Origin of the sequence: Bradyrhizobium sp. (genome assembly GCF_030693485.1) — a bacterium.
In the GTDB taxonomy this organism is placed as follows: domain Bacteria; phylum Pseudomonadota; class Alphaproteobacteria; order Rhizobiales; family Xanthobacteraceae; genus Bradyrhizobium.
The window spans coordinates 14,276-29,609 of the sequence record NZ_JAUYAN010000095.1 but is presented as its reverse complement, the minus strand read 5'-3'; the positions used below and the strand labels follow the sequence as shown (position 1 = coordinate 29,609).

At 63.1% G+C, this 15,334-nt stretch carries 18 protein-coding genes; 5 read left to right on the top strand and 13 right to left on the bottom strand.

The features are described from left to right. The 5 genes from Q8N40_RS07220 to Q8N40_RS07200 all read right to left on the bottom strand — a co-directional run. The coding region (locus Q8N40_RS07220) for a pyruvate dehydrogenase complex E1 component subunit beta (protein WP_305711323.1) at window positions 1-1,067 on the bottom strand (1,067 nt) is incomplete at its 3' end. 49 nt (window positions 1,068-1,116) lie between these two features. Beyond that, a complete protein-coding gene (gene pdhA / locus Q8N40_RS07215; protein WP_305711322.1) occupies window positions 1,117-2,145 on the bottom strand; it encodes a pyruvate dehydrogenase (acetyl-transferring) E1 component subunit alpha in 1,029 nt (342 codons plus the stop codon). Window positions 2,146-2,509: 364 nt separating this feature from the next. Next, entirely contained in the window at window positions 2,510-2,827 is a 318-nt protein-coding gene (locus Q8N40_RS07210; protein WP_305319986.1) for a septum formation initiator family protein, read from the bottom strand. A gap of 77 nt (window positions 2,828-2,904) precedes the next feature. After that, window positions 2,905-3,456, bottom strand: a complete 552-nt coding sequence (locus tag Q8N40_RS07205) for an NADPH-dependent FMN reductase (protein ID WP_305319987.1) — start codon at window positions 3,454-3,456, stop codon at window positions 2,905-2,907. Between the two features lie 117 nt (window positions 3,457-3,573). Continuing rightward, complete coding sequence (locus Q8N40_RS07200) at window positions 3,574-4,716, bottom strand: zinc-binding dehydrogenase (RefSeq protein ID WP_305711321.1); 1,143 nt, start codon at window positions 4,714-4,716, stop codon at window positions 3,574-3,576. Between the two features lie 376 nt (window positions 4,717-5,092). On the opposite strand from Q8N40_RS07200, the gene Q8N40_RS07195 reads away from it, so the two are divergent. Further along, window positions 5,093-6,325, top strand: a complete 1,233-nt coding sequence (locus Q8N40_RS07195; RefSeq protein WP_305711320.1) for a hypothetical protein — start codon at window positions 5,093-5,095, stop codon at window positions 6,323-6,325. Between the two features lie 93 nt (window positions 6,326-6,418). Further along, window positions 6,419-6,853 (top strand): YqaA family protein, encoded by a 435-nt coding sequence (locus Q8N40_RS07190; protein ID WP_305711319.1) that lies wholly within the window; start codon window positions 6,419-6,421, stop codon window positions 6,851-6,853. A 114-nt stretch (window positions 6,854-6,967) separates the two neighbouring features. Here the strand turns inward: Q8N40_RS07190 and eno are convergent, their stop codons facing one another. Then, window positions 6,968-8,251: a phosphopyruvate hydratase gene (eno, locus tag Q8N40_RS07185; protein ID WP_305711318.1), complete on the bottom strand. Its 1,284-nt coding sequence runs from the start codon at window positions 8,249-8,251 to the stop codon at window positions 6,968-6,970. Between the two features lie 140 nt (window positions 8,252-8,391). Between eno and queF the strand changes: the two genes are divergently transcribed. Further along, complete coding sequence (gene queF, locus Q8N40_RS07180) at window positions 8,392-8,868, top strand: preQ(1) synthase (protein WP_305711317.1); 477 nt, start codon at window positions 8,392-8,394, stop codon at window positions 8,866-8,868. 14 nt (window positions 8,869-8,882) lie between these two features. Here queF and Q8N40_RS07175 read toward each other — a convergent pair whose 3' ends face one another. From Q8N40_RS07175 to Q8N40_RS07145, 7 genes are all read right to left on the bottom strand, one after another. Further along, the gene (locus Q8N40_RS07175; protein WP_305711316.1) at window positions 8,883-10,115 is read right to left on the bottom strand and encodes an HlyD family secretion protein; all 1,233 of its coding nucleotides are present in this window, start codon (window positions 10,113-10,115) and stop codon (window positions 8,883-8,885) included. After that, the gene (locus Q8N40_RS07170; RefSeq protein WP_305711315.1) at window positions 10,108-10,569 is read right to left on the bottom strand and encodes a hypothetical protein; all 462 of its coding nucleotides are present in this window, start codon (window positions 10,567-10,569) and stop codon (window positions 10,108-10,110) included. Before Q8N40_RS07170 ends, Q8N40_RS07175 begins: the two co-directional genes overlap by 8 nt. Window positions 10,570-10,677: 108 nt before the next feature. Further along, entirely contained in the window at window positions 10,678-11,277 is a 600-nt protein-coding gene (locus Q8N40_RS07165; protein ID WP_305711314.1) for a metallophosphoesterase, read from the bottom strand. A gap of 34 nt (window positions 11,278-11,311) precedes the next feature. Beyond that, the gene (locus Q8N40_RS07160) at window positions 11,312-12,160 is read right to left on the bottom strand and encodes a DMT family transporter (RefSeq protein ID WP_305711313.1); all 849 of its coding nucleotides are present in this window, start codon (window positions 12,158-12,160) and stop codon (window positions 11,312-11,314) included. A 29-nt stretch (window positions 12,161-12,189) separates the two neighbouring features. Beyond that, entirely contained in the window at window positions 12,190-13,404 is a 1,215-nt protein-coding gene (locus Q8N40_RS07155; protein WP_305711312.1) for an MFS transporter, read from the bottom strand. After that, window positions 13,404-14,255: a 3-deoxy-8-phosphooctulonate synthase gene (gene kdsA / locus Q8N40_RS07150; protein WP_305711311.1), complete on the bottom strand. Its 852-nt coding sequence runs from the start codon at window positions 14,253-14,255 to the stop codon at window positions 13,404-13,406. Before kdsA ends, Q8N40_RS07155 begins: the two co-directional genes overlap by 1 nt. A gap of 91 nt (window positions 14,256-14,346) precedes the next feature. After that, window positions 14,347-14,673 carry an NIPSNAP family protein gene (locus tag Q8N40_RS07145; RefSeq protein ID WP_305711310.1) on the bottom strand — a complete coding sequence of 109 codons (327 nt, stop codon included), beginning with the start codon at window positions 14,671-14,673 and terminating at the stop codon, window positions 14,347-14,349. A 132-nt stretch (window positions 14,674-14,805) separates the two neighbouring features. On the opposite strand from Q8N40_RS07145, the gene Q8N40_RS07140 reads away from it, so the two are divergent. Next, window positions 14,806-15,060 (top strand): BrnT family toxin, encoded by a 255-nt coding sequence (locus tag Q8N40_RS07140; protein WP_305711309.1) that lies wholly within the window; start codon window positions 14,806-14,808, stop codon window positions 15,058-15,060. After that, window positions 15,050-15,334, top strand: coding sequence for a BrnA antitoxin family protein (locus Q8N40_RS07135; protein ID WP_305320312.1), 285 nt, complete (start codon window positions 15,050-15,052; stop codon window positions 15,332-15,334). The genes Q8N40_RS07140 and Q8N40_RS07135 overlap by 11 nt, the downstream gene beginning before the upstream one ends.

Genomic DNA, 15,334 nt, shown 5'->3' with positions numbered 1-15,334 from the left:
CTGTGGGCGGTAATGGTGACGTCGGTCCCCTCGCGGCGGACCTTGGCCTTGCCGATCGGGACCAGCCAGTCCTCGACCTCCGGCACGTCAAACTCGAGGCCGTACATCATCTCGTGCTCGAGGAAGACGACGGGGTTGGGGTCGCGGATGGCCGATTTCAGCAGCCCCTTGGCGTCGGCGGCGTCATACGGCGCAATGACCTTGAGACCCGGCACCTGGGCGTACCAGGCGGAGTAGTCCTGGCTGTGCTGGGCGCCGACACGGCTGGCGGCGCCGTTGGGGCCGCGGAAGACGATGCCGGCGCGGATCTGGCCGCCCGACATATAGAGCGTCTTGGCCGCCGAATTGATGATCTGGTCCATCGCCTGCATGGCGAAGTTGAAGGTCATGAATTCGACGATCGGCTTCAGCCCCGCCATCGCCGCCCCGACGCCGATGCCGGCGAAACCATGCTCGGTGATCGGCGTATCGATGACGCGCCTGGCGCCGAATTCCTGCAGCAGGCCCTGCGTGACCTTGTAGGCGCCCTGATATTCGGCGACCTCTTCGCCCATCACGAACACATCGGGGTCGCGGCGCATTTCCTCGGCCATGGCGTCGCGCAAGGCTTCGCGGATGGTCATGGTCACCATCTCGGTGCCTTCGGGCACCTCGGGATCGGGCTCGGCGGCGGCTTTCGGAGCGGCGGGTGCTGCCGGCGCCGAGATCATCGGCTTGCCCTCGCCGACCGGCGCGCGCGATTCCGCGACTTCCTGCGCGACGTCAGGCGCGACGGCAGCGGCCTTCGGAGCGGCCGGCGCCCTGGCCAGATCATCGGCACTTTCGCCGTCCGACAGGATGGTGGCGATCGGGGTGTTGACCGCGACGTCGGCGGTGCCCTCCGGAATCAGGATCTTGCCGAGGGTGCCCTCATCGGTGGCCTCGACTTCCATCGTCGCCTTGTCGGTCTCGATCTCGGCGATGACATCGCCCGACTTGATCGCCTCGCCCTCCTTCTTCAGCCATTTCGAAAGGTTGCCCTTCTCCATGGTCGGCGACAACGCGGGCATCAGCACTTGAATTGGCATGGTGGCTCCAGGAATTCACTCGTCAGGCTGGAAGGCGCGCGCCTCACGCTCAGCGGTAGATATCGGTATAAAGTTCGGACGCATCGGGCTCGGGATCGTTTTGCGCGAAGTCGGCCGATGCGTTGACGATCTCGCGCACCTCGGCGTCGATCGCCTTCAGTTCCTGTTCGCTGACCTTGGCCGCCAGCAGGCGGTTGCGCACCTGCTCGATCGGATCCTGATCGTGGCGGACCTTGTCGACCTCCTCGCGGGTACGGTATTTCGCCGGGTCCGACATCGAATGGCCGCGGTAGCGGTAGGTCTGCATCACCAGGATGAACGGTCCCTTGCCGGCCCGGCACCAGGCCACCGCCCGGTCGCCGGCGGCCTTCACCGCGCGGACATCCATGCCGTCGATCTGTTCGCCGGGAATGTTGAAGGAGATGCCGCGTTTGGAAAAATCGGTCTGCGCCGAGGCGCGCGACACCGAGGTGCCCATGGCGTAGCGGTTGTTCTCGATGATGTAGATGACCGGCAGCTTCCACAGCTCCGCCATGTTGAAGCTCTCGTAGACCTGGCCCTGGTTCGAGGCGCCGTCGCCGAAATAGGCCAGGCTGACGAAATCATTGCCGCGGTAGCGGTTGGCGAAGGCCAGTCCCGTGCCCAGCGATACCTGCGCGCCGACGATGCCATGGCCGCCGAAAAAATTCTTCTCCTTGCTGAACATGTGCATGGAGCCGCCCTTGCCCTTGGAATAGCCACCCTGGCGCCCCGTCAGTTCGGCCATCACGCCATTGGCTTCCATGCCGCAGGCCAGCATGTGCCCGTGGTCGCGGTACCCGGTTATGACCTGGTCGCCCTGTTTCAGGGCCATCTGCATGCCGACCACGATGGCTTCCTGGCCGATGTAGAGGTGGCAGAAGCCGCCGATCGCGCCCATACCGTAAAGCTGGCCGGCCTTTTCCTCGAAGCGCCGGATCAGCAGCATGTCGCGCAATGCGCGCAATTCCTGTTCCCGGGTGAAGTCAGGAGGACTGCCGGCGCCGCTTGCTTTTTCCTGTCCCGTTTCCTTTGTGACGCTTTTTTTCGTTGCGGCCATGGCACTTCCGGATGAGAGAACGAATAGCCCTCTCTATCCCAACTCAAACCACCTTGAAAGGATTGCGTGGTCGCAGCAAAATTCGGCTATGCCGCACTGCAACGCAGCGACATTTTCGAAATCGATTTGGAAGGTTTTTGAAATTTGAAACTGGACGGCCATCCGCCCCGTCCCTCATGGTGAGGAGCGCGCCCGGTAGCGCCTTGCGCTGCCGGGCGCGCGTCTCGAACCATCTGGCACCTTGCCTACAGCCATCCTTCGAGACGCCGCGCGAAGGCGCGCGGCTCCTCCAGCGACAACGGCAAAGCCGTTGCGCGGGGATGAGGTCCGGATTCGTTCACCGGCTCTCAGGATGACTTCCTGCTCACTTCGGCTTGACGATTTTCACCAGATCGCGCGGATTGGTGTAGTCGAGCTGGTACCGCGCGCGCTCGTCCAGCATGTCGGGGTCGACCCGGTCGGACCGGAGCAGCGACACCCGCTGCTCGCCGTCGAGGCGCTCGCGCTTCAGCCGCGCCAGTTCCGAGGTCAGCGCGATGATTTCCTGGTCGAGTTCCTGCCGCGCGTTCAGCCCGTATTTGCCGGTATAGGCGTTGACGCCGAAATAGCCGACCATCGCCGCCGCCATCGTATAGAGGGCAAGCCCGGTGAGCAGGGATTTGAGTCGGGAGCGCGAGACCATGCCCCGACGATGCGACGGCCCGGTTAAGAGTATCTTAAGGCGAGGATAAGACTTGGACCGCCGGACGCCTCACCGGCCTACTTGTTCTGCTTTTCGACGAAGGCGGCAAAGGCGTCGATGTATTGCTGCAGCACCTTCTGCACCGGTTCCTTGGTGAGCTGGCCCTTGTCGTCGAAGGCGTCGCCGACGCCGTTCAGGTAGATTTCGGGCTGTCCCATGATCGGGCCGGCAATGCCCGGCATGATGTTCTGCAGGTGCTTGACGGCGGCAACGCCACCGAGCGCGCCCGGCGAATTGCCGACCAGGCCGAGCGGCTTGCCGAGGAACGAGCTCTTGCCATACGGGCGCGAGCCAACGTCGATGGCATTCTTCAAGACGCCGGGAATCGAGCGGTTGTATTCCGGTGTCACGATCAGCACGCCGTTCGACTTCTGCAGCTTGTCGCGGAACGCCAGCCAGTCGGCTGGCGGGGCCGCTTCGAGGTCCTGATTGAAAAACGAAATGTCGTGCAGGGTGACGACGTCGAGCCTGAGCGTGGCCGGCGCCAGCCTGGCCAGCGCGTTGGCGATCTTGAGCGTAAAGCTCTCCTTGCGCAGGCTGCCGACGATCACGAGGATGTTGTGGGCCATGAGATTTCCTTATTGACGGGTGCCGGAACGGTTCGGCTGCACCCTAGCTATATCCAAGAAAGATGTAAGTGCATGAATTTGCGAAATCAGCGGGTACCCGCTGATATCAGGCCGCCCTCACCTCCCCTTGTTCGGATTGATCAGAAACTTCTCGCCGGTGGCGCGCTTGTTGTAGATCGCAATGTTGGACAATTGCAGCGTTTCCTGCAGCGACACCACCTGGGTGTAATGGCTGGCGAAGGTCGTCTTGAGCTCGGCGACCACGCGCGCGCGCAGCTTGGCGCCGTCGGCCGGGCCGATTTTCTGCAGGAACGGAAACAACAGCCAGCCGCCGATCCCCCAGGCCATTCCGAACGAACGGTTCAGTTCGGTCGGACGGATGTCGAGCCCGCCATAGATATAGACCTGCTTGTGCACGCTCGATCCGTAGCGGCTGTAGACTTTTGCCGTTTTGTTGATCGCGATCTCCATGCAGGTCAGGATCTGGCCGGCGAGCTTGCCGCCACCGATGGCGTCGAACGCGATGGTCGCGCCGGTTTCCACCAGCGCGCTGGTCAGATCATCCATGAAGGTCGCGGCGCTGGAATCGACGATATATTTCGCGCCGATCTTGCGCAGGATGTTCGCCTGTTCCTGACTGCGCACGATGTTGACGAGGTTGACGCCGTCCTTGATGCAGATCTTGTTCAGCATCTGGCCGAGGTTGGAGGCGGCGGCAGTGTGCACCAGCGCGGTGTGACCTTCACGCCGCATGGTTTCGACCATGCCGAGCGACGTCAGCGGATTGACGAAGCAGGACGCGCCTTCCGCCGGCGTGATGCCGTCCGGCAGCGGCAGGCAGTCCTTGGCCCGCATCGTGCGGTACTGCGCGTACATCGCGCCGCCGATCATCGCCACGGTCTTGCCCATCAGCGCCCTGGCGGCATCGGACGATCCGGTCTTGATCACCACGCCGGCGCCCTCGTTGCCGACCGGCATCGATTCATCGAGCCGTCCGGCCATCGCCCGCATCGCCGCATCCGGCAGCTTTGCCGTGATGACAGGCGCGTCCTTGGTGCCCGATGCTTTGGCCGTGGTCATATCGGCGGCGCCGACCAAAAGGCCGAGGTCGGACGGATTGATCGGCGAGGCCTCGACGCGGACCACGACTTCATCCGGGCCGGGCTCCGGCACCGGCACGCTGGCGAGGGAAATTTCGAGTTCGCCGCTCTTCTTGATCAGCGAACGAAGCTGCAGCCCGGTCATGGTGTCGGCGCTCATCGTAAAACTCCCCGTCTTCAATTTTTCGGCTACGCCGAATTCGGCCGGGAGTGTTCTCACGTTGGTCGGGAAACGCAAGCCTCCCCGCTTCTCACTATATCGTTGCTTTTTGATCGCAACCCGGCCTTTGCGAACGACAGCATCTTTGCGCTAGCCTGCGCCGCCCTGCCCGCGTATCTCGCCTGACCCCCCATTCCCGGTCGATCCGCAGCAATAGATTGTGGCTGGCGGCCCGTTGCGCTCTGGCAACAGGGTGCAAAAACGGTCATAATCCGCAGAATTCGCCCTTGCGCCTCCACATTGTGACCCGAAACTTCGGGGGCGTCGGATACTTGGCTGTGCACCGGGCTCGATCGAGCCATTGGAGGCAGGGATCATGAACCCGCGGCGGTCAGCAACATTGGCGGCGTCGTTTTATCCGGCCGCCGTTATCGCAGGCTGGGCCTTTGTCAGCCTTGCCGGCATCAGCTCGCCTCGGATCGAGAAGGCAGCAGCAGCAACCCACGCCGCGGAACGGCTCGCGCCGGCATTGGCTGCCAGCCTGGCGGCCGCGCCGCCAGCAAGTCTAGCGGTCGCGCCGCCGGCCAAAGCGCCGCGAGCCCTTGCAACGAGCTACGCCGTCGTGCCCGAGACGCCCGAAGTGGCTGCGGCCGCCGAACTGCTGGCGATGCCATTGACCCTTGCAAAGTTCGTCCCCGATGCGGCATCCGCCGGGGCGGAGCCCCGCCGCTTCGTCCTGGCCGCGCTGACCGATCCGGTCGAAATTCTGCCACCGGAAATCCTGACCGCGCCGGCGCCCGCGCCCAGCCCCGCAGAAGTGCCGCCTCAAACCGCTGCGACGACACCCGGCCGGATCGAGCTGGTCGGCGAGTGCATGGTAGCCGAGGCCTGCATCGATCAGTTCCTCTGGGCGCTGTACCAGCGGACGCCCAAGGAAGACACCATCAAGGAGCGCGAGCAGCGGAAGGTGACGGTCAAGAGGAAGGGCAAGCTTGTGACGGTCACCAGAACCTTCACCAAGCTCGTCGAGAACGATTTTACCTGGAAGGATCCCCACGCGGCCGAACGCATCGGCATGCCGTTGATGGACTACGTGATCGGCGGCATGGATCGCAGCTTCAAGATAAAGCTGTTTCACGCGCTTTACGCCGCCGAGGCCGCCGGACTGCAGCCCGGCATCACCAGCGCGTTTCGCGACGACTACCGTCAAGGTATCGCCAGCGGCCTGAAGGCGGCGAGCAACAGATCCTATCACGGCGGCAGTCTTCGCGGCGGCTATGGCCGCGGACTGGCGGCCGACATCGTCAGCGTCAACGGCGCAAATCGGGCGCAACGCTGGGCCTCGACGGAAGTCCTCTGGAAATGGGTCGATGCGAACGGCAAGCAATTCGGAATCGGGCGACCCTATCTCAGATACGATCCGCCACATGTGGGCCCGACCGACGGGCCGGAATATGTTTCCCGCCGCGGCGGGACGAGGGTTGCGGGCGCGGATGTCAAGAAGCGCGGGCAGCAGGCGGCGCAGGCCAGGCCCGCTGCCGGGCAGCGCGCAGTTGCCGCGCGATCATCGAGCAGCAAACCTTCCGGCCGACTGGCGGAAGCGCGCTAGCTGTGGTCTTTCAAGAGATTGTCCTTCCGGTCCGAGAAAATTCGTTGGCATGAAAGGCCTGCGCAGACCGATGTCGCGCGCTGATGCGCTTCGATGACCGATCTCGTCGCTTATGCAGGTCTGTTCCTGTCCGCGCTTGCGGCCGCGACCATGTTGCCCATGCAATCGGAAGCGGTATTGGTCGGGTTGTTGGTCGCGGATTATTCGCCCTGGCTGCTTATCGCCGTGGCCAGCGTTGGCAATGTCCTGGGTTCGGCGATCAACTGGCTGCTCGGGCGCGGCATCGAGCGGTTCCGGAACCGGTCGTGGTTTCCGGCGAGCGAGGCGGGGCTGCAGCGTGCGCAATCCTGGTATCGCCGGTATGGAAAATGGTCGCTCCTGCTGAGTTGGGTGCCCATCATCGGCGATCCCCTGACGGTCATCGCCGGCGTGCTGCGCGAGCCATTCTGGGTGTTTCTGCTGCTCGTCGCCGTCGCCAAGACCGGACGTTATCTCGTCCTCGCAGCGATCACCCTGCAGTGGACGTGAGACATCGTTCACGACGTTGCCGACATCAATATTGCAGTGCAGCATGAGTGCTGCGAGCAGGTTCCAGTCTACTGTACATGGGGTTGTTTTCGCGATTTTTGTTCGGGCCCGACCTTACGCCAGCGCCTTCAGCGCCGCCCTGCCCGCGTACTTCGCCTGCGCGCCCAGTTCCTGCTCGATCCGCAGCAACTGATTATACTTGGCGGTGCGGTCGGAACGCGCCAGCGAGCCGGTTTTGATCTGGCCGCAATTGGTGGCGACCGCGAGGTCGGCGATGGTGGAGTCCTCGGTCTCGCCGGAGCGGTGCGACATCACGGCGGTGTAGCCGGCCTTGTAGGCCATCTCGACCGCGCTGAGCGTTTCCGTCAGCGTGCCGATCTGGTTGACCTTGACCAGGATGGAATTGGCGCGGCCGTTCTTGATGCCGTCGGAAAGCCGCGTCACATTGGTGACGAACAGGTCGTCGCCGACCAATTGACACTTGGTGCCGATCAGGTCGGTCAGTTCCTTCCAGCCGTCCATGTCGTCTTCCGACATGCCGTCCTCGATCGAGACGATCGGATAGCGCGAGGCGAGGTCGGCGAGATACTTTGCCTGTTCGAAACCTGAGCGGATCTTGTTCTCGCCGCCATAGACGTAATTGCCGTCCTTGAAAAATTCGGTGGCGGCGCAGTCCAGCGCCAGCATCACGTCGCCGCCGGCCTTGTAGCCGGCCTTGCCGATCGCGGCCATGACGAACTCCAGCGCGGCATCCGCCGATGGGAGGTTCGGCGCAAAGCCGCCCTCATCGCCGACATTGGTATTGTGACCGGCCTTCTTCAGTTCGCCGCGCAAGGTGTGGAAAATCTCCGAACCGCAGCGCAGCGCCTCGGCGAAGGTCGGCGCCCCCACCGGCATGATCATGAATTCCTGGAAATCGATCGGGTTGTCGGCATGCGCGCCGCCATTGATGATGTTCATCATCGGCACCGGCAGCGTCCGCGCCGAGGTGCCGCCGACGTAACGGTAGAGCGGCATGTCGAAGGATTCCGCCGCCGCCTTGGCGCAGGCGAGCGACACGCCCAGAATGGCGTTGGCCCCCAGCCGGCTCTTGTTCGGCGTGCCGTCGAGATCGATCATGATCTGGTCGATCTGGACCTGCTCCTCGACCGCCATCTCGCTCAGCGCCTCGAAGATCTCGCCGTTGACGGCGACGACCGCCTTCTGCACGCCCTTGCCGAGATAGCGCGCCTTGTCACCATCGCGCAGCTCGACCGCCTCATGGGCGCCGGTGGAAGCGCCTGACGGCACCGCCGCGCGGCCGATCGAGCCGTCCTCCAGCACCACATCGACTTCGACGGTGGGATTGCCGCGGCTATCGAGGATTTCGCGGGCGATGATGTCGACGATGGCTGTCATGGAGATGCCTTCTTGGAAAATGCAGGGATCGAGCGGTTGGTGCAGCTTCTACAGCAACGCGTGCGGTGCGAAAAGGCCGCCGCATGACGGCGTGACGCCGCCGGACGAATTGTCTAATAACGCGGCAACGGAGACCAGTAATGACGAGAAAGCCCGGGAAATCCCCGAAATCAGGTGGCCTGCAACTCGGCCGCCCCGTGCAATGGCCAGATAGCCCGGAAACGGCAAAGCTCGACCGCGTGCCCAATCCGCAGCAGGACACCAATTACGCGGTGCGGTTCACGGCACCGGAATTCACCTCGCTTTGCCCCATCACAGGGCAGCCCGACTTCGCCCATCTGGTGATCGATTATGTGCCCGGCCCGTGGCTGCTGGAGTCGAAGTCGCTCAAGCTCTACGTCGCAAGTTTTCGCAACCACGGCGCGTTTCACGAAGACTGCACGGTGGCCATCGGCAAGCGCATCGTCGCCGAGATCAAGCCGAAGTTCCTGCGCATCGGCGGCTACTGGTATCCGCGCGGCGGTATCCCGATCGACGTGTTCTGGCAGACCGGCAAACTGCCGAAGGGCATGTGGATGCCGGATCAGGGCGTGGCGCCCTATCGCGGCCGGGGTTGATACTCCCGGCGGTCTCAATGCCCGCTCAGCACCAACGTCTTGATCGGCAGCAGCAGGGCCTGAATCCGCAGCAGAATCGCGTGCACAACTCCGGTTGCGTCGACGACATGCAAAGCAAAGCTCTTGAACGCGCCGACTTTCCCGGAGGAAATCAGATCGTGATTGCTGGTGTAGGCGTTGGCGATGCAACTGCTGCCGGGCGTCACGCCCTCCAGCCCGCCCTTGTAGATCGGCTCCATGAAAACGAGAATGGTGCCCGGACGCACCGTGTTCTGAGCCTCGATCAGCTGTTCGCCGCCCCTGAACTGGCCTGCAGCGATGTAGTCCTGCACGCTGGTTACGACCATCGGAATGATCGTCCACGGCTTGGAAATGCAGGTGGCCTCAGCCACCATTCCGACCTTCATCACCTGAGCCTCGATCTGCCCAAACCCCGCCGCCAGTGCACGCCGTCCCGCACCCTCCGGAATCAGAACGCCGGCCGAACGTATCATTGGATTGACGATATCACCCGGCCTCAATCCGAATTGCTCGACCCGCCCATCGACACCGGCGCGAATGAAGGTCTTGTCCAGATCGACCTGCGCTTCGGCCAGCGCCGCCTCTGCGCTCGCCTTCTCTGCCGGCAGCAGAGCGCTCACCCGTACCATCGCGGATTGTTTCGACGCGGTCACGGCGTCGAGGGAGCCCCGGCGGCCCGCAACGGCCACAGAGAGCTTTTCGATATCGCGCTGCGGCACCATTCCGGGGCTACGCCGCTGCAGTTCGGTTTTGGTATCCAGTTCGTCCTGCGCCTGCTGCAGCGAGCCTTTTGCTTCCTGAAGCTGGCCTTCCGCCTTCATAATATCCGCCTGCGCGGCCAGCATCGCGGCATCGACTTCGGCGATCTTGCGTTTGGCCGTCAGTAGCGCTGCGTCCTGCTTGGCGCTGTCAAGCCTGAAGAGCACGTCACCTTGCTTGACGGCCGCGCTGAGCTCGATGTTAACCGCCGCGACCCGGCCGGCTACTTCGGGCACAATCGGGACGGTCCGATAGTATAACGTCGCCGATGTGGTCGACGGATGAAAATAGAAAATCATCGTGATCAGCGCAACCGTGAGCATCAGGCAAGTGATGAGGCCGAATCGCAGCTCGTACCAGACGGAGAACAATGTGATCTCGCGACCGAGGCGCTTACCCTGGGCATAGCGGCGATAAAGATAGTCCGGCAATACCGTCACGAGCGAACAGAGGATGATCTCAAGCATGACCCTGCACCTCGCTCTTGGTACCGCGGACCGTCGCCGTGTCTGGCCCTTCTGCGGTAACTGCATGAGCGGCGCCAGCGCGTGGCGTATCGGACTCTTCGGTTTCAGGCGTAACACCCGCCAATTTGTCGACCGATCCCGCAATCCGGCGCAGCGGCGTGATGAAATCGGGTAAATCGATCAAGGCGAGAAACAGCCCGATCACCCAATACAGATGGTTGTGGGTAAAGAGCGATAGCAAGCACAGCACCGCCACGATTTCGAATTGCAGCTTTTTCGACTTGTGCGCCATTCGTTCCGGCAAGCTATGCAAATACAGATACAGATTGCCGACTCCCACAACGGCGAGGATCAGGAATATCCCGACGCCGATCATAAATGCATCCGTGTCACCGGGAGCGGTGATGAAGCCCGGCAGATGATGCGGGGCGGCGGGATGAAGCGACTCTCTCAAGCGACTCTCCCTTCGGAAATGACAGCGCTCGACCAGGCGAGCGGCATTGGGAGGCAACCCTCATCCCGGTTACATTCTTGCACAATGCTGGAACTTGGCAAGCTCGCCCTACACAACAAACCATCTCGGCCTCGGGCCGATGTTGTGGACCGGCGTCTGCGCGATCTTTCCGCTTTGGCCCCAGCCATTGTGGACGTGGCCGCAGATCGTGATGCGGGGCTGGTGCTGGGCGATGGCGTCGCGAAGCGCCGCACTGCCGCTATGCCGCCCATCCTTTTGCTGATCGGCAATGCCGAGGGGCGGCGAATGCGACACCAGCACCGCCCGCGCGGGACATAGCGTGAGCAGTTGCGCGGCCTCCGTTTCGTCCAGCACCATGTTCCACGGCTCCGGATCGATGACGCCGCTGCCGAGGCCAAGGCCGAAGAACGCCACGCCGCCGATCACAACCGACTGACCGTGAAGCAGATGGGCCAGTGGCCAGTCGGCGCAGGCCGCACACAACTCGCCGAGGTCATCGTGGTTTCCCGGCACCAGGACGAAGGGCACCGTCATTCTCCGGAGGACGTTGAGCGTATCCCCATGGCCGAGGCCGCAAGAGGCAAAATCGCCGGCTCCGACCACCACATCCGCGCCGCGGCTTTCGTTCACGATCGCCTCGGCCTTGGCGGCATCCCGATGCAGATCGCTGAAGGCAAGGATCCTCATTCGAATCTCCCGGCTGTCACGGCCGCAACCCTGGTCATTTCGAAAAACGCAACATCAGCGCTCCCAGCATCGTCAGCATCGCCGACACCAGTTTGACGAGGCTGAGGCGCTCCTTGAGAAAGAAGACGCCGATCAACAGCGCGAACACGATGCTGCTTTCCCGCAGCGCCGTGACCACGGCGATGGGCGCCTGGGTAAACGCCCACACCACCAGAGCATAGGCCACAAACGACGCGCCGCCGCCGATCGCCATGATCTTCTTGTGGTTGCGAACGGTCTTGCGCAACGTGCCGGGAGACGCCGTCGCGACAATGCAGGAAAACACGATGGCGTTGAGAATCGTCTCCCAGGCGTAGAACCCGACGGGCGTTCCGGCGGCGCGCGCACCATAACCGTCCACCATCGAATACCCCGCCACGAAGCATCCCGTGACCAGAGCCAGCATCGCACCATGCGGATTGTGCAGGCCTTGGGCACCGCGAACCAGCACCAGGCTCATGATGCCGCAGCCAATCGTGGTGATGGCGACAAGCTGCAGCGTCGTCAGCGCCTCGCGGAAGATCAGCACCGAACAGGCCGCAACGATCAGCGGAGCGGTGCCGCGGGCAATCGGATAGACCTGCGTGAGATCGCCTTGCCGGTAGGCCCAGAACAGAAAGAGCTGGTAGCCGACGTGAAGCGCCGCGCCGCCGATGATGTAAGGGAATGAAGCCGCATCCGGCAGCGGCACGAAAGGCAGCGCCAGCAGCGCAAACGGGACATGGCCGAGAACCACCGCGGTCATGCTGACCAGCTTGTCCGACGCCCCCTTCACCAGCGCGTTCCAGCTGGCGTGAAGTGCCGCGGCGAGCAAGACAATCAGCAGAACATGCGTTTCAATCATTCAAGTCTCCCGCTGCCATTGACAGGCAGCTATGTCGCGTCTGCATCCGCCGGTCTGGTCTGTCGCAGCAGCCGCGCACAGGCAAGACCGACGGCAACCATCACGCCAGCGAATACCAGCAAGGTCGGAACCTTGCCGAAAACCTCGATGCCAAATCCGTAGGCGATCGGACCGACGGTCTGTCCCATGAAGAAGAAGAACGCGTGCAGCGATAGCGCGGTGGCGCGGGCTTGGACCGACAACTCGCTGGCAACCACCTGCAGCGAGCCGTGAATCATGTAGAAGCCCCAACCCATGAACAACAGGCTGACGGCCTGAACCTTCCAGCCCGGACCGAACGCCACCACGGCAAGCTGCAGCCCGACCAGGGCTGCGCCCGCGATCATCATGCCGTTGATGCCGAGCCGCGGCAGGAAACGCGAAACGCTCATGGTGTAGAACAGGCCACCCACCGCGAAACAAGCGATCACCAGCCCCGCGATCGACAGCCGGGTTTCGCCGAGTTCGAACAGGAATGCCGCCACGAACGGAAACAATCCGAGCACGCAGCAGCCCTCGATGAAGACGGCCGCGTAGCAGATGCGCGCGTTGGGGTTGCTGAAGATGGTGCGATAGCCCTGCCTGAGCATCGCCAGGCTCGTCTTCGGTGGCCGCGTCAGCGCAGCGCCGCGAAAACCCCAGGCCACGGCGATCGGGGCCAGGATCACCAGCACGCCGAGCACCGCCAGCACACCGCGCCAGCCCAGGAAATCGCCGATCAGGCCCGACAGCGACGCGCCCAAGATGTTGCCGGTCATGGCGCCGGCCAGCGTTCGCCCGATCGCGACCTGCCGCTTCTCCGGGCCGACGAGGTCGCTGGTCAGGCTGAGCGCGACCGGAAAAACGCCCCCGGAGCCGATGCCGGCGAGGATGCGCGAGGCGAACAGCATCGGAAACGATGTCGACAGCGCGCCGAGGATGTTGGCAAATCCCAGCAGAACCAGGCAAATCACCATCAGCCGCGTCTTGCCGAACAAATCAGCGGCCGCGCCCAGCACCGGCTGTATGATGGCGAAGGTGAACGCGAACGCCGCCGAAAAGCCTGCCGCAGTGGCGATAGTGATGTTGAAATCTTCGGCGACGTGCGGCAGCACGGGATCGAGTGCGCGCGCCGACAGGGCGGCGGAAAAGGTCGCCAGCGCGATGACGTAGATTACCGAGGGAATTCGCTGGTCGTGCGGCGCTGTCCCCTGCCCTGATGGCATCAGCGCGGCGCGCTTTTGGCCAGCGCGTCGAACGCCATCAGCGTCCGCACCAGGCCCTCGAAATCGCGCAGCGGCACCATGTTGGGACCGTCCGACGGCGCGTGGTCCGGATCGGGATGGGTTTCGATGAACACCCCGGCGACACCGACCGCGACCGCGGCACGCGCCAGCACGGGGACGAATTCGCGCTCGCCGCCCGACGAGGTGCCCTTGCCGCCCGGTTGCTGCACCGAATGGGTGGCGTCGAAAATCACCGGCGCGCCGGTGGTGCGCGCCAGGATCGGCAGCGCCCGCATGTCGGACACCAGCGTGTTGTAGCCGAACGAAACGCCGCGCTCGGTGACCAGCACATTGGCGTTGCCGGCGCCGGTAATTTTGGCGACGACGTTCGCCATGTCCCAGGGCGCCAGAAACTGGCCCTTCTTGACGTTGACGACCTTGCCGGTGGCGGCCGCCGCCACGAGCAGATCGGTCTGCCGGCAGAGAAACGCCGGGATCTGCAGCACATCGACGGCCTGCGCCACCTCGGCGCATTGCGAGGCCTCATGGACATCGGTGAGAATCGGCATCCCCAGCGAGGAGCGGATCTCGGCAAAGATCGGCAGCGCCTGTTGCAGCCCGATGCCGCGGGCTGCGGAGACGCTGGTGCGGTTGGCCTTGTCGAACGAGGTCTTGTAAACGACGCCAATCCCAAGCCGCGCCGCGATCTCCTTGAGCGCGGAGGCAACCTCCAGTGCATGTGCGCGGCTCTCAAGCTGGCACGGGCCGGCGATGATCGAAATCGGCAGATCATTGCCGAATTTGACCGGGCCAGCCGCCACGACCGGTGCTGCGGAGTTGCTCGCGTTCAACGGGGTTCCTTCACTGCTGCGCGGACCATGCCGGTCCGCGCCATCAGGATCAACCCCGTTTAAGCCCCGAATATCAGGGTTGCATCACCAGTTATTTGACCGCCGAGAACGCCGTCGGCACCAGCAGCTGGCTGACGATGTTATCGATGATCTGGCCGTCCTCTTCGCTCTTGGCGCGGCCGGCGATCCAGTCGGGATCGCTCTGAAATGCATTCCACTTCTTTTCGCGGTCCGCCAGCGAGTCCCACGCGACGAAATAGGTCAGTTCCTGATTGGAGGTTCCGATCAGCGTGGTGAAGAAGCCGGCCTGCTTGATCCCGTGCTTGTCCCACAGTTTCAGCGTGGTGCTTTCGAATCGCTTCAGCAGCGCCGGTAGCCGGCCTGGCAGACAGCGATAGACGCGCATTTCCATGATCATAAATGAGGCTCCCAGATTTCTGTTCTTGCGCGGCGGTTATAGCGGGTGAATCCGAAACTGTCCTGCGTGGAAGATCGCATGGACCCAAGATGCTGATGTTGACGCAATCGCCGACAAATCGTATATACAATCATGGTTGACTTCGACCCGGCAAAAGAAGCGACCAATCTGGCGAAGCACGGCATATCGCTGGCGCGCTGGGTCGATCTTGATGTGTTGGCAATCGTATGTGACGACCGTTTCGACTACGGCAAACCGCGCTTTCGTGCTTACGGATTGCTCGATGGGCAGCCTCACTGTCTCGTATCCACGATGCGCGGCGATGCACACAGGCCGATTAGTCTGCGGCGTGCCCACGCGAAGGAGTTAAAGCGCTATGTCCCGTAAGAAGGAGCCTGTTTTCGACGACGATAATCCCGAGTGGACTGATGAAGATTTTGCCGTGGCGACACGCTTCGAAGGCGGCATCAAGGCGAAAGACCTTACGCCGGAAATTCTCGCACGCGTTGCGAGGCGCGGCCCGCAGAAAGCACCGACGAAGGTTGCCGTGTCGATCCGGCTGAGCCCCGACGTTCTTTCCCACTTCAAGGCCAAGGGCCCCGGCTGGCAATCGCGCATCGACGATGCCCTGCGCAAGGCCGCCAAGCTCAAGGCCGGCTAG

Bases quoted from the DNA above. Each gene is read 5' to 3' on its own strand.
- Q8N40_RS07205 (WP_305319987.1), bottom strand. From the start codon at position 3,456: ATGGCCCACAACATCCTCGTGATCGTCGGCAGCCTGCGCAAGGAGAGC.
- pdhA (WP_305711322.1), bottom strand. From the start codon at position 2,145: ATGGCCGCAACGAAAAAAAGCGTCACAAAGGAAACGGGACAGGAAAAA.
- Q8N40_RS07200 (WP_305711321.1), bottom strand. From the start codon at position 4,716: ATGAGCGCCGACACCATGACCGGGCTGCAGCTTCGTTCGCTGATCAAG.
- Q8N40_RS07160 (WP_305711313.1), bottom strand. From the start codon at position 12,160: ATGATTGAAACGCATGTTCTGCTGATTGTCTTGCTCGCCGCGGCACTT.
- queF (WP_305711317.1), top strand. From the start codon at position 8,392: ATGACGAGAAAGCCCGGGAAATCCCCGAAATCAGGTGGCCTGCAACTC.
- Q8N40_RS07210 (WP_305319986.1), bottom strand. From the start codon at position 2,827: ATGGTCTCGCGCTCCCGACTCAAATCCCTGCTCACCGGGCTTGCCCTC.
- Q8N40_RS07155 (WP_305711312.1), bottom strand. From the start codon at position 13,404: ATGCCATCAGGGCAGGGGACAGCGCCGCACGACCAGCGAATTCCCTCG.
- Q8N40_RS07195 (WP_305711320.1), top strand. From the start codon at position 5,093: ATGAACCCGCGGCGGTCAGCAACATTGGCGGCGTCGTTTTATCCGGCC.
- Q8N40_RS07190 (WP_305711319.1), top strand. From the start codon at position 6,419: ATGACCGATCTCGTCGCTTATGCAGGTCTGTTCCTGTCCGCGCTTGCG.
- Q8N40_RS07145 (WP_305711310.1), bottom strand. From the start codon at position 14,673: ATGATCATGGAAATGCGCGTCTATCGCTGTCTGCCAGGCCGGCTACCG.
- Q8N40_RS07175 (WP_305711316.1), bottom strand. From the start codon at position 10,115: ATGCTTGAGATCATCCTCTGTTCGCTCGTGACGGTATTGCCGGACTAT.
- Q8N40_RS07135 (WP_305320312.1), top strand. From the start codon at position 15,050: ATGTCCCGTAAGAAGGAGCCTGTTTTCGACGACGATAATCCCGAGTGG.
- Q8N40_RS07165 (WP_305711314.1), bottom strand. From the start codon at position 11,277: ATGAGGATCCTTGCCTTCAGCGATCTGCATCGGGATGCCGCCAAGGCC.
- eno (WP_305711318.1), bottom strand. From the start codon at position 8,251: ATGACAGCCATCGTCGACATCATCGCCCGCGAAATCCTCGATAGCCGC.
- Q8N40_RS07140 (WP_305711309.1), top strand. From the start codon at position 14,806: ATGGTTGACTTCGACCCGGCAAAAGAAGCGACCAATCTGGCGAAGCAC.